This is a genomic window from Psychroflexus planctonicus, assembly GCF_014640195.1.
GTDB lineage: Bacteria > Bacteroidota > Bacteroidia > Flavobacteriales > Flavobacteriaceae > Psychroflexus > Psychroflexus planctonicus.
Window position 1 is genome coordinate 393701 of sequence record NZ_BMGM01000001.1, and the last position, 13463, is coordinate 407163.

Consider the following 13463-nt stretch of genomic DNA (forward strand, 5'->3'; position numbering starts at 1 on the left):
TTTATTGGTTTATTTTAAAGGGTTCTCCGCTGTATGGTTTTGCATATTCTTCTTCTAAGCTATTAGACAAAATCCATTGTTCTAAATCAGTTCTAGTGATGTTTCCTTTAAGGTATTTTTCCACCATTAAACTGGCTATTCTTCCAGCATATCTAGCGCCATAACCGCCATTTTCAACAAAAACAGCTATGGCAATTTCAGGATTTTCTTTAGGAGCAAAAGCAACAAAAATAGAATGGTCTGTTAACTGCATGCGTTCTCCATCTATTCTAATAAAATTCTCAGCTGTTCCCGTTTTACCACAAATTTCAATTCCTTCTACATTTAAAAATCGAGCTGTTCCATATTTATAAACATCATGCATTCCTTCTATAATAGGCTCAAAATATTTTTCATTGATGGTCGTTTTGTTCTTTACCGTATAGACCGAATCTTTTATAGGATTGCCATTCATTTCTTTTAAAATATGCGGACGGTAGAACCAGCCTCGATTAGCTACAGCAGAAATTGCATTGGCTAATTGAATAGGCGTAGTTTCAACTTCTCCTTGACCTATGGCATTAGATAATGTTGCGGTAGCATACCATTTATTAGTTGGGTATGCACGATTGTAATAAGTAGAGTCTGGAATTCTTCCTCTTCTTCCAACAGGCAAATCATAACCTAAAAAACCGCCTAGACCAAAACTTTTCATGTGTTTACTCCAAGTTTCAATACCCAACTGTGGGGTTTCGTATTTTTCTATTGTTCTTCTATAAACCTGGGCAAAATAAGAATTGCAAGAATACGCAATACCAGATATCATTTCAACAGGACTTGAGTGAGCATGACAGCCCATTCTAGCGCTTCGACCATAAGAATAACCTCCATAGCAAGAAAATTTTTCGTTTAACCCAACAACTTCTTCTTGCAGCGCTGCTAAACCTGTAAACACTTTAAATGGTGAACCTGGCGGGTACATGGCTTGCAAACCTCGATCGTATAATGGTTTTGAAATACTATCGTACCACATTCGCGTATAATTTCTAGAACGCTTTCTACCTACCAACTCATCTGGATCGTAATTGGGTGCCGTAACCAGTGATAAAATCTCGCCAGAACTAGGTTGTATTGCAACAATACCACCACGCTTGTTTTTCATCAATTTTTCGCCATAAGCCTGTAAATCAATGTCTATGGTTAAAGTTAAATCTTTTCCTTTTTCTGAAATAGTATCAAATGAACCGTTTTCATAACTACCAATGTTTCGATTAAAATTATCTCGTTGATAATACTTCACCCCTCGAATACCACGAAGTAATTCTTCATATTGACTTTCTACACCTTGCCTGCCAATTAAATCTCCAGATTGGTAATAGGGTTTTTGGTCTAAATCCCGTTGATTTACTTCTGCAATATAACCCAAGAAATTGGCGCCGTGTTCGGTTTGATAATCTCTCAACTGTCGTTTTTGAATATAAAATCCATCGTATTTATGAAGCTGTTCTTGCAGGTAAGCATATTCCTTCTTGGTAAGCTGTGGTGTAATAATTGAAGGCAACCTAGGCGAATAAACCCAGGCACGCTCAAGTTGTTGCTTCAAACGTTCTGGTGTAATGTTTAGGACTTTTGCAAATGCTAAAGTATCAAAAGCTTGCACATCTAATGGCACAGCCATTACATCATAGGCTGGTTGGTTAGCTACAAGTAGTTTTCCCTTTCTATCAAATACATAACCGCGTTGTGGATAATCATACACTTTTTTAGTTGAAAAGTCTATAGCGGCTTCTTTGTACGAATCGTCTACTAATTGTAAATAAGCTAATCTTCCAATGAAAATAAATGCAACAAGACTTATTAATATAATTGGGAGTGCTTTTCTCATTTTTCTTTTCGAATTAATTGAATAATCAACAACATTAAGAATAATGAAAACAATCCAGAATACAAAGTGTTTTTTAGCACTAGCATAGCATGCTGAAAAGAAAAAGCTTCTAAGGAAAACATGACTAAGTGATGCGCAAAAATCATAATTGCCAAATAGTTGAAGCGCTGTTTAAAGCCTTCATTATAAAATTTTAAAGTTTGGTAATCGTAATTTATTCCAAAAGAAAAGCGTAAAACTAAAGGCCTGATATACGCAATCACTAAACAACTTGCGGCGTGAATTCCACCTGTATTTTCAAAAAAATCTAAGCTTAAACCCATTGTAAAAGCTAAAAACAATGCCTGAATTTGATTCAGATTTAAAGGCAATAAAATAATGAAAAGCGGATAAATGTAAGGGTTTACAAAACCGTACAGCTTAATATTGTTCAAAATTAAAACTTGCAAAAGCAATAAAATAACAAAGCGTAAAATATGTAAACCGTAATTACTCATCTGCTTGTTTGTTTTCTAAAAGAAAGCTTGCTTCTTCGCGACGGTTAAATTGAATTGCATATAGGTTTTTTAAACTTGTCATGTCATTAAACAGCTTTATGCTTATATCGTAATAACCTTGATTTTCGTTTAATTGAAAGTCTGAAATCTCACCTATTGGAAGGTTTTCTGGAAATATTAAAGAATTACCACCCGTAACTACACTATCGCCTACTTTGATTACCGCAGACCTAGGAACATCGACTAATTCTACAAAATTGGGTTGTTTAGCATTCCAAGTTAACGAACCAAAGTGATTGGATTTTTTCAATTTTGCATTTATTGAAATATTAGAATTTAATATTGAAATCACACGCGCATAATTAGCTGTGGTTTCTTCAACAATACCAACTATTCCTTGACTAGAAATTATACCCATATTTTCATACATACCATCTTTCTCTCCTTTGTTCAGCAACAGATAATTGTCGGTTTTTAGATATGAATTTGAAATCAGTTTTACTGGAAAACTAATAAAAGTAGAGTCTTTCAATATTAAAGAGTCTTGATCAAAAATGGCATTCTCTTCTAAGTTGAGTAATTTATTTCTAAGTCTGGTATTTTCTAATGTAAGTTTTTCATTTTCAGAATATAAACCAATATAATCTGTTATTCCTGATTTAAATTCAAAAATAGAAGCACTGATAAAATTAGTAGAAGAAACCCATTTTGAAGTATGGTAAGAATGTGCTTCTACAGTTAAAAATAGGGCAACAAACATGAGTAGCAAAAACGTCAACCCGGTTTTAAACCTTACAATAAAGTTGAAAATTTGTTGCATACATTAAAAAGTTACTTTATTTAATGAGCACAGTTTTGTATCGCTCAAGATCTTTTAAGGTAATTCCTGTACCACGAACAATAGCACGTAAAGGATCTTCTGCAATATAAACAGGTAAATCTGTTTTTTGAGAAAGACGTTTATCTAAACCGCGTAACATCGAGCCACCACCTGCTAAGTAAATTCCTGTATTATAAATATCCGCAGCTAATTCTGGCGGAGTTTGCGAAAGGGTTTCCATAACCGCATCTTCAATACGTAAAATAGATTTATCTAAAGCTTTGGCAATTTCACGAGAAGAAATTTCTACTTGCTTTGGTTTCCCTGTTAGTAAGTCTCTCCCTTGCACATTCATATCGTCTGGAATGGTTTCTAACTCTTCAGTTGCTGCTCCCAGTTGAATTTTAATCTTCTCTGCTGTACGTTCTCCAACAAATAAATTATGCTGTGTACGCATGTAATAAATAATATCGTTGGTAAATACATCACCCGCAATTTTAACCGACTTATCACACACAATTCCACCTAAAGCAATAACGGCAATTTCGGTAGTACCACCACCAATATCTACAATCATGTTTCCTTTGGGTTGCATAATATCTACACCAATACCAATAGCCGCAGCCATAGGTTCGTGTATTAAATATACTTCTTTACCATTTACGCGTTCAGCCGAATCTTTAACAGCACGCATTTCTACTTCAGTAATACCACTTGGTATACAAATTACCATACGCAAGGAAGGCGTAAACATGCGTTTTTTTAGCGCTGGAATTTCACGAATAAACATACTAATCATTTGTTCACTCGCTTCAAAATCGGCAATTACTCCATCTTTTAACGGCCTTATGGTTTTAATGTTTTCATGGGTTTTTCCTTGCATCATCGCAGCTTCTTTTCCAGCCGCAATAATTTTTCCGGAGATACGATCTTTTGCTACAATAGACGGACTATCCACCACAACTTTGTCGTTATGAATAATCAAGGTATTTGCTGTACCTAAGTCAATAGCAATTTCTTCAGTTAAAAAATCAAAAAATCCCATAATGTAAAGGTGGTAAAAAGGGTATTATTTCTATCAATTGATAAAAATAGTAAATTAATGTTTAAAATGTCTTGTTCCTGTCATTAACATAGCCATATTTTTTTGGTCGCAAAAATCAATACTCAATTGATCTTTAATCGATCCGCCTGGCTGAATCACACTCATAATTCCCGCATCATGCGCAATTTCTACACAGTCTGGAAATGGAAAAAAAGCATCGCTTGCCATAACGGCTTCATGTAAATCGAAACCAAAAGCTTTTGCTTTAGCAATGGCTTGATTTAATGCATCTACACGCGAAGTTTGTCCAGTTCCACTGGCTAGCAACTGATTGTTTTTAGCCAACACAATGGTATTGGATTTGGTATGCTTACAGATTTTTGAAGCAAACAGTAAATCATTAACTTCGCTATCTGAAGCTTCTCTTTTAGTGGCCGTATTCAACATTTCTTTATCGTCTGTAATGGCATCTCTTCCTTGTACTAAAACACCGTTTAAGCACGTACGCACAATTTTATCTGAAGGTGTAAAATTCTTCAACACGAGTAAGATTCTGTTTTTCTTTCCTTTTAGGATTTCAATGGCTTCATCAGAAAAACTTGGAGCAATCACTACTTCACAAAATAATTTATGAATTTCTTCAGCAGTAGCCGCATCAATTTCGGTATTGGCAATTAAAATTCCACCAAAAGCTGAAACTGGATCGCCCGCTAAAGCATCGTTGTAAGCTTGTAGAATGTTGTCTCGCTGGGCTAAGCCACATGCATTGTTGTGCTTTAAAATAGCAAATGTGGGCGCATCACCTTTAAATTCATGCATCAATTGTACTGCCGCATCAACATCTAACAAATTGTTGTAAGAAAGTTCTTTGCCGTGTAATTGATCAAAAACCTCATCAAATTTACCAAAGAAACTTCCTTGTTGATGTGGGTTTTCGCCATAGCGAAGTGTTTTTCCTTCTTCAAAACTCATTTTGAAAACATTTTCATCTTCAGTTGAAGTAGTGTCGCAGAAGTAATTAAAAATCGCCGTATCGTAATGCGAAGAAACTTGAAATGCTTTTTTGGCAAACTCCTTACGTTGCTCTAGACTTGTTGAAGCCGACTGACTTTCAATTAATTTCAATAACTCGGGATACTCGTTTCTTGATGAAACACACAGTACATCTTTAAAATTTTTGGCTGCTGCTCGAATCAAAGAAATGCCACCGATATCAATTTTTTCAATAATATCTTGCTCGCCTGCTCCTGAAGCTACGGTATCTTCAAAAGGATATAAATCTACAATCACTAAATCAATTTGCGGAATGTCAAACTCACCTAACTCTTTTTGGTCTGAATCATTTTCTTGTCGGTTTAAAATACCACCGAAAACTTTAGGATGCAAGGTTTTTACCCTTCCACCTAAAATGGATGGATAGGAAGTAATTTCTTCTACAGGAGTAACTTTTACACCTTGTTCTTCTATGAATTTTTGGGTGCCACCTGTAGAAAACAATTGAACTCCTTCTTTGGCTAAAGCCTTTACAATAGGCGCTAAACCATCTTTGTGAAAAACCGAAATTAAAGCCGATTTTATTGTATGTTGTGAATGCATTTGTAGGAAATTTTTTGCTTGTGCGAAAGTAGTTTTTTTTGAAGCAAAATGAAAAGCTTTTTTTATGAAAACTTTTAATAAAATAGACTGATTTTCATCATGCTAGAGAGAAATAATAATTTAATTGATCTTCGTTCCTAAAACAATAACACAATTGAGCTAAAATTGATGCTTTAAACGTCAAAAAATTACATATTATGTAGTTTTTTCTTTTTCAAATTAATGGTTTTAAACTTTCCAAAAGTTTAAGTTTGAAATTCACTTTATTTCTATCTTTACCAAAATAAATTGTTTTACATTTTAGTCCTACCCTGTGAACAAGAAAAACACCCACATTCTTATTGTCGATGACGAGCCGGAATTGCGAAATCTTTTGGCGAGAATTCTGGAACTTGAAGACTACAGCACATTTACGGCGAAAGACGGTAAACAAGCCTTAAAGCTTCTTGCACAACAAAGCATTCACGTGGTCATTACCGATGTGCAAATGCCAGAAATGAACGGCATAAAACTCATCGAAAAAATCAAAACCCAATCGCCAGAAACCGAAGTGATTTGTTTGACGGCTTACGGAAAAATTTCAGACGGGGTAAAAGCCATAAAAAACGGTGCATACGATTACCTTGAAAAAGACAATTACCGAACCAAAATTATTCCCATCATCGCCAAAGCCGCTGAAAAAGCCAGTCTTCAATTTGAAGTGCAAAAACTTCGGAAAAAACTCAACAATCAAAAAGGTTTTGAACAAATCATTGGGAAATCACCAGCCATCCAAAAAGCCATCGATGTAGCCAAAAAAGTGGCTCCTACTGATGCCATGGTGTTACTCACAGGCCAAACCGGAACAGGTAAGGAAATTTTTGCCAATGCCATACATCATGCAAGTCCGCGGGCTAGTGAAAACATGGTGGTCATCAACTGTGCTGCCTTGGGTAAAGACATTTTAGAAAGTGAATTGTTTGGTCATAAACAAGGTGCGTTTACTGGGGCAACCAAAGACAAAATAGGTTTATTTGAAGAAGCCCACAAAGGCACCATTTTTCTAGATGAAATTGGAGAAATGGAATTGGATTTACAAGCCAAAATCTTACGCGTTTTAGAAGATGGCAGTTTTATCAAATTGGGCGATACCAAACAACATAAAGTTGATGTGCGTATTTTGTCTGCCACCAACCGAAACCTTCAAAAAGAAGTAGAAAACGGAAATTTCCGGGAAGATCTTTTCTACAGGCTTTCTATGTTTCAGATAGAATTGCCTTCTTTAAACGAGCGTCCCGAAGATATCATTCATCTGGCTCAGTATTTTTTAAAAGCGTCAAGCTTAAAAACCAATAAAAACATTGAAAGCCTAAGCGAGACCTACCAAAAAGCACTACAAGACCACAACTGGCGGGGAAATATTCGTGAGCTTAAAAATTTGATTGAACGTTCGGTCATTTTAGAAGACACCGACACTTTAACTCTGGAAACGCTGCCGTTCAATTTTCAAAATGAAGCTAATGAAGATTCAGGCTTGCCCTTGTCGCTAAAAGATATCGAAAAAAAACACATTCAAAAAATCCTGACACACACCAACCAGAATAAAACCCAATCGGCTAAAATTTTAGACATCGGTCTCACCACGTTATACGCCAAAATCAAAGAATACGGTTTAAATTGAGATGAGTGTATAGACTGTTCAATAGACTCTACGATTTTTACTCTGCGCCCTCTGCGCCTCTGCGGTAAAAAAACCTCACAACTAAATCAAGTCTAAAGAGAACGTTTCCACATAAAAAACCCTTCCATTTCCGAAAACCACCCTTCCATTTCCGAAGGGTTTTTTGTAGTCTATATTTCTACTAATTTCCCTTTACAAGTTATATCTAATTAGTATTCAATTAGTTAAAAACTAATATCAAAACATGTCATGCCGTGGCATCGGCTTTGGAATAAACCCTGTGAACATTAAATATACAACTATGACTATTTTACTATCCATCGGGATGCTGCTATTGGGCTTGGCAGTTTTTGGTTTGCTCAGTCGATCTATCAAATGGTTCGATAAACTCTAAATCTTATGATTGTCTTATTAATTATAGCAATTGTAGTTTTTGCTTACCTCGTTTACGCCATTACTAAACCTGAAAAATTTTAAACAATGAACACAGAAATCTTAGGAATTATCCTGATTTTCCTTTTAAGTGCCTTGCTCGCTTGGCCTTTAGGAAAATACATGGTAAAAGTTTTTAAGGGTGATAAAGTCTGGACAGATTTTATGAATCCTTTTGAAAAGTTAGTTTTTAAACTTACCGGCATCAATCCCAACAAAGAAATGGATTGGAAACAAAACCTGAAGGCTATGTTGGGTCTGAATGCGGTATTTTTTACAGTAGCCATTGCATTTTTAATGTTGCAAGGCTATCATCCGTTTTGGAATCCGAATGATTTTAGCAATTGGGACCCTACTTTAGCATTTAACACTGCGGTGAGTTTTACCACCAACACCAATTTACAACATTATAGTGGTGAAACCGGTGCGAGTTATTTTACGCAATTATTGGTTTTTTGCTGGTTACAATTTGTAAGTGCTGCCACAGGAATTGCGGTTTGTGCATTATTATTCAAAGGTTTACTTAATAAGGAGTCTTCCAATTTGGGTAACTTTTTCAATTTGTTTTTAAAAACCTGCACACGTATTTTACTACCACTAGCTATCATATTGTCGTTGGCTTTAACATTCAATGGCACCGTGAGCAACTTTGATGGCTTACAAGAAGTAACCACCTTAGAAGGCGATACACAAATGGTAGCCGGCGGACCTGCTGCACCGATGGTTTCTATCAAACAGTTGGGAACTAACGGTGGAGGTTTCTTTGGTCCTAACTCCACTCACCCATTTGAAAATCCAAATTATTTCACCAATATTTTAGAAAACATTGCCATTTTGTTGATACCCATGGCTTTGGTATTTGCTTTTGGATTTTACATCAAACGAAGAAGAATTGCGATGCTGTTTTTTGGTGTGATGAGTTTGCTGTTTGTCAGTTTTGTGGCGATTTCAGCTTATCAGGAAATTCAAGGCAATCCGGCAATTCATCAACTCGGCATTGCTGATGCCCAACCCAATTTAGAGGGAAAAGAAGTACGATTTGGCCCTGCGGCTTCATCGATGTGGGGTGTATCTACTACTTCCACTTCCAATGGGTCGGTTAACTCAATGCACGATAGCCATACAGCAATTTCAGGAGGTATATTCCTGTTGGATATGTTTATCAATGCCATTTACGGCGGAGTTGGCGTTGGCTTTATCAACTTCTTTGTGTTCGTCATTATCGCAGTGTTTATCGCCGGACAAATGATTGGTCGAACCCCTGATTTCTTAGGGAAGAAAATCGAAGCTAAAGAAATAAAAATAGCAGCCTTGGTAGCCATTCTGCATCCGTTTTTGATTCTGGTTTGCACAGGTTTGGCAAGCTATATAGTGGTTAACAACAGCGAAATAGGTTGGTTGAATAACCCGTCTTTTCATGGCTTTTCTGAGATGTTATATGAAAATTCATCGGCTGCCGCCAACAACGGTTCCGGTTTTGAAGGACTTGGAGATAACACTCCATTTTGGAACATTATGAACGGACTTACCATGTTATTGGGAAGATTTCTTCCTATCATCGGTCCGTTGGCTATTGTAGGTTCATTGGCTGTAAAAAAACAAGTTCCTGTGACGGTAGGTTCATTAAAATTAGACAGTGCGGCTTTTGGTGCTGTGTTAATTTCAGTGATTTTAATCATTGCCGCTTTAGCCTTTTTCCCAGCCTTGGCCTTAGGCCCGTTAGCTGAATATTTCACCTTATAATTTAAAACAATGGATACAAATAATAAAAAATTATTTTCGGGAGCTCTACTATCAGTGGCTTTAAAAGAGTCTGTTATTAAGCTCAACCCAAAAGTAATGATCAAGAACCCGGTCATGTTTTCCGTAGAAATTGGTTCGGTTATCATGCTTGTAGTGACTATTCTTTCCGCATTTATGAAAAATGACTCTTTGGGAGACTTTGGTTACAATGTGGTCATTAGCTTTATACTAATTCTGACCGTTATTTTTGCCAATTTTGCTGAAGCTATTGCAGAAGCCAGAGGTAAAGCACAAGCCGATACCTTGCGAAAAACGAGAAAAGATACCATCGCCAAAAAACTACAGGACATCAAAAATCCGATAGACAACAGTCGTTTTACTGAAATTTCGTCTTCAGAATTGAAAAAAGGTGACCTTTACGTTTGTGAACCCGGCGACATTATCCCTGCCGACGGTAAAATTGTGGAAGGTCTTGCTTCCATAGATGAAGCCGCCATAACTGGTGAAAGTGCTCCCGTTATTCGAGAAGCTGAAACCGATAAAGACTCGGTGATTGGTGGTACAAAAGTGCTTTCAGATAAAATTGTAGTCGAAGTTACCGCAAATCCAGGAAGCAGTTTCTTAGATAAAATGATCGGTCTAGTAGAAGGGGCAAATCGCCAAAAAACACCCAACGAGGTCGCACTAACGATTTTGCTTTCAAGTTTTACCTTGATTTTTTTAATCGTAACCGTTACACTTCAACCTTTTGCCAGTTTAGCGAACACCCCCATCAGCATTGCAGCTTTAATTTCGTTGTTTGTGTGTTTAATACCTACCACCATCGGCGGATTGCTTTCTGCCATTGGTATTGCTGGTATGGATAGAGCCTTACGCGCCAATATTATTGCCAAATCAGGTAAAGCAGTAGAAACTGCCGGAGACATAGACACCTTATTGCTCGACAAAACCGGCACCATTACCATCGGTAACCGTGAGGCCACTGCTTTTGTCGCACTTGATAATGATGATAAAGAAGAATTTATTAAATATTGTTTAATCAGTTCTTTGTCCGACAAAACTCCCGAAGGAAAAAGCATTGTGAAATTGGCAAAAGAGAAAAGCAATGCAACTATAGATAAAGACCACAGTAGCTTAAAAGATGCAGAATTCATCAGTTTTTCTGCGGAAAACCGAATGAGTGGTGTTGATTTAGCCGATGGAAAACAAATTAGAAAAGGCGCTTGGGATGCCATTAAAAAATGGGGTAGCCAATCTTCTGAAAGCGATAAAAATTTCCTTGAAGAAAAAGTCAATGACATTTCAAACAACGGCGGAACACCCTTAGCCCTTGCCATTGATCATAAGATTCTTGGGGTGATTCAGCTTGAAGACATCATAAAACCGGGCATAAGTGAACGATTTGCAAGATTGAGAAAAATGGGTGTAAAAACCGTCATGGTCACGGGAGACAATCCATTAACTGCAAAATTTATTGCCAAACAAGCTGGAGTAGATGATTTTATAGCTGAAGCCAAACCGGAAGATAAAATGCAGTATATCAAAGACGAACAACAACTTGGTAAACTTGTAGCCATGATGGGAGACGGTACCAATGATGCGCCCGGACTTGCCCAAGCCGACGTAGGTGTGGCCATGAACAGCGGTACACAAGCGGCTAAAGAGGCGGCCAACATGGTAGATCTCGACAGCGACCCCACCAAGCTGATTGAAGTAGTGGAAATTGGAAAACAATTGCTCATTACCCGAGGAAATGTAACGACTTTTTCAATTGCCAACGATGTGGCCAAGTATTTTGCCATCGTACCGGCTTTGTTTGTCGTGGCTATTCCAGGTATGGAAGCCTTAAACATTATGAATTTAGGCTCTCCGGAAAGCGCTATTTTAAGTGCGGTAATTTTTAATGCCATCATCATTCCATTCTTAATTCCGTTGGCTTTAAAAGGTGTAAAATACCGTCCTGTTGGAGCTTCCACTTTACTCACCAGAAACTTGTTGTTGTATGGTTTAGGCGGAATTATCGTTCCATTTATTGGTATAAAAGCCATCGATTTGTTAGTGAATCTATTTATTTAAAAAAATTGAAAATGAAAAATTTAAAATCATATATCATCATAACCCTTATCACCATGCTCGTTTTTGGAGCCTTGTATCCATTGGCGATGACAGGTTTAGGAGGGTTGATTTCGCCGGAAGGCGCAGAAGGAAAACCTATTTTTAAAGGAGAAACTTTGATAGGTTATGAAAATGTAGGCCAAGCGTTTTACAGTGACAAGTATTTTTGGAGTCGCCCGTCTGCTGTAGATTACGATGCATCTTCAACAGGAGGAAGCAACTATGGCAACCAAAGTCCGGATTTGCTTGAAGAAGTGCAACAACGAACAGAAAAATTGCTGCAGAACAATCCAGGTTTAGAAAAATCTGAAATCCCTGTGGAATTGATTACTGCTTCCGGTTCAGGTCTGGATCCGCACATCAGCAAAACCGCGGCCATGATTCAAATCAATAGAATTTCTGAAGTGAGAGGAATTGCCAAAGAAGACCTTACAAATCTCGTCAATAAACACAATGAAGATGCATTATTGGGTATTTTTGGCCCAAAAGACATTGTAAATGTGTTAAAACTCAACATCGCCTTAGACGAAATGAGCACTGAAGTTACCGTAGAAAATGAATTGAAATAAAATTGTCAAAAATGAAAAAAATACTAATTTCAATAGGATTGTGCATCCTTGGATATTTTACAGCCACTGCACAAGAAGAAGAATCAACTCATAGCATTAAAATATCTTCTTATGCAGATGGCTATTTCGCCGGCTACAGCAACGATTTAAGCCAAACAGAATTACAACCTTTCATCACCGTAGGAGCAAGAGATAATAGTTTTGGGGTGAATGTTGCACAATTTGGCATAAGCTACGAACACGAAAAAGTAAGAAGTAACATCACCCTGCATTATGGCGATATTGCTGAAGCCACTTGGAGCAGTGAGTTCAATATGATTCAAGAAGCCAATGTGGGTATTCTTCTTGCCGATGGGCTTTGGCTCGATGCAGGATTTTTTAGAACCCATATTGGTACAGAAAGCTTTTTACCTAAAAACAATATGTTGAGTAGCACGGCTTTCAAAACCTTTAATGAACCCTTTTACCAGGCTGGTGCAAGGTTGAGTTATGACCAACTCGATGACTGGTATTTTGAAGTTTGGGCCTTAAACGGTTACAACAGTTTTGTAGATAATAACGATGCCAAATCTTTTGGTGCTTTAGTGAGTTACAAATTTTCTGAAAATACTTCGCTAACCTACACCAATTTGTACGGCCGAGAAAGTGAAGACGATGTTTCTCCAAATCAAAACAGGTTGTATCAAAACATTTACTTAAACCACAATTGGGATGATAAAATATTTCTAACCGTAGGTTTTGATTACGGTTTGCAAAGCAATAGCGATTTAAACAACCCATCGGATACGGCATCTATGTATGCAGGGGTCTTTACTGCCCGCTATCAATTTACACCGATTTGGAGTGTTACAGGAAGAGCCGAAATTTTTAGAGATGAAAATGGTTTTATAAGCGGCACAACAATGAATACTGCTGGCGATGTAACAGGCTTCGATTTAACCGGTTATACTTTGGGTGCCGAATATCGCCCCGCAAGTAGCACCTATCTACGAGCAGAAGTAAGACATACCTCAACCCAAGATGATTTAGAAATTTTCATAAATGACGGAGACCCCACCAACAATAGGTTTGAAGTTTTATTCACTTTAGGTCTGGAAATAGATAAGGTTTTTAAATTTTAAT

At 37.1% G+C, this 13463-nt stretch carries 11 protein-coding genes; 6 read left to right on the forward strand and 5 right to left on the reverse strand.

The window, feature by feature from the left end; translation table 11 throughout:
- Nucleotide 1: 1 nt before the first annotated feature.
- Genes mrdA through purH form a run of 5 tightly spaced genes read right to left on the reverse strand, consistent with a single transcriptional unit; the run spans nucleotide 2 to nucleotide 5822 of the window.
- Nucleotides 2–1864: a penicillin-binding protein 2 gene (gene mrdA / locus IEV72_RS01890; RefSeq protein WP_188457374.1), complete on the reverse strand. Its 1863-nt coding sequence runs from the start codon at nucleotides 1862–1864 to the stop codon at nucleotides 2–4.
- Nucleotides 1861–2361, reverse strand: a complete 501-nt coding sequence (gene mreD / locus IEV72_RS01895) for a rod shape-determining protein MreD (RefSeq protein ID WP_188457375.1) — start codon at nucleotides 2359–2361, stop codon at nucleotides 1861–1863. The genes mrdA and mreD overlap by 4 nt, the downstream gene beginning before the upstream one ends.
- Entirely contained in the window at nucleotides 2354–3181 is an 828-nt protein-coding gene (gene mreC, locus IEV72_RS01900) for a rod shape-determining protein MreC (RefSeq protein ID WP_188457376.1), read from the reverse strand. The genes mreD and mreC overlap by 8 nt, the downstream gene beginning before the upstream one ends.
- Before the next feature lie 16 nt (nucleotides 3182–3197).
- Nucleotides 3198–4226 carry a rod shape-determining protein gene (locus IEV72_RS01905; protein ID WP_188457377.1) on the reverse strand — a complete coding sequence of 343 codons (1029 nt, stop codon included), beginning with the start codon at nucleotides 4224–4226 and terminating at the stop codon, nucleotides 3198–3200.
- A 54-nt stretch (nucleotides 4227–4280) separates the two neighbouring features.
- A complete protein-coding gene (purH, locus tag IEV72_RS01910) occupies nucleotides 4281–5822 on the reverse strand; it encodes a bifunctional phosphoribosylaminoimidazolecarboxamide formyltransferase/IMP cyclohydrolase (protein ID WP_188457378.1) in 1542 nt (513 codons plus the stop codon).
- Nucleotides 5823–6135: 313 nt separating this feature from the next.
- Between purH and IEV72_RS01915 the strand changes: the two genes are divergently transcribed.
- The 6 genes from IEV72_RS01915 (at nucleotide 6136) to IEV72_RS01940 (ending at nucleotide 13462) form a co-directional block, all read left to right on the forward strand.
- Nucleotides 6136–7482, forward strand: coding sequence for a sigma-54-dependent transcriptional regulator (locus IEV72_RS01915; protein WP_188457379.1), 1347 nt, complete (start codon nucleotides 6136–6138; stop codon nucleotides 7480–7482).
- 399 nt (nucleotides 7483–7881) lie between these two features.
- Nucleotides 7882–7959, forward strand: coding sequence for a K(+)-transporting ATPase subunit F (gene kdpF / locus IEV72_RS13730; protein WP_188457444.1), 78 nt, complete (start codon nucleotides 7882–7884; stop codon nucleotides 7957–7959).
- Nucleotides 7960–7962: 3 nt separating this feature from the next.
- Nucleotides 7963–9657, forward strand: coding sequence for a potassium-transporting ATPase subunit KdpA (gene kdpA, locus IEV72_RS01925; protein ID WP_188457380.1), 1695 nt, complete (start codon nucleotides 7963–7965; stop codon nucleotides 9655–9657).
- A 9-nt stretch (nucleotides 9658–9666) separates the two neighbouring features.
- A complete protein-coding gene (gene kdpB, locus IEV72_RS01930) occupies nucleotides 9667–11733 on the forward strand; it encodes a potassium-transporting ATPase subunit KdpB (RefSeq protein WP_188457381.1) in 2067 nt (688 codons plus the stop codon).
- A gap of 11 nt (nucleotides 11734–11744) precedes the next feature.
- A complete protein-coding gene (kdpC, locus tag IEV72_RS01935; protein WP_188457382.1) occupies nucleotides 11745–12341 on the forward strand; it encodes a potassium-transporting ATPase subunit KdpC in 597 nt (198 codons plus the stop codon).
- 11 nt (nucleotides 12342–12352) lie between these two features.
- The gene (locus IEV72_RS01940) at nucleotides 12353–13462 is read left to right on the forward strand and encodes an outer membrane beta-barrel protein (RefSeq protein ID WP_188457383.1); all 1110 of its coding nucleotides are present in this window, start codon (nucleotides 12353–12355) and stop codon (nucleotides 13460–13462) included.
- The last annotated feature ends 1 nt before the right edge of the window (nucleotide 13463 follow it).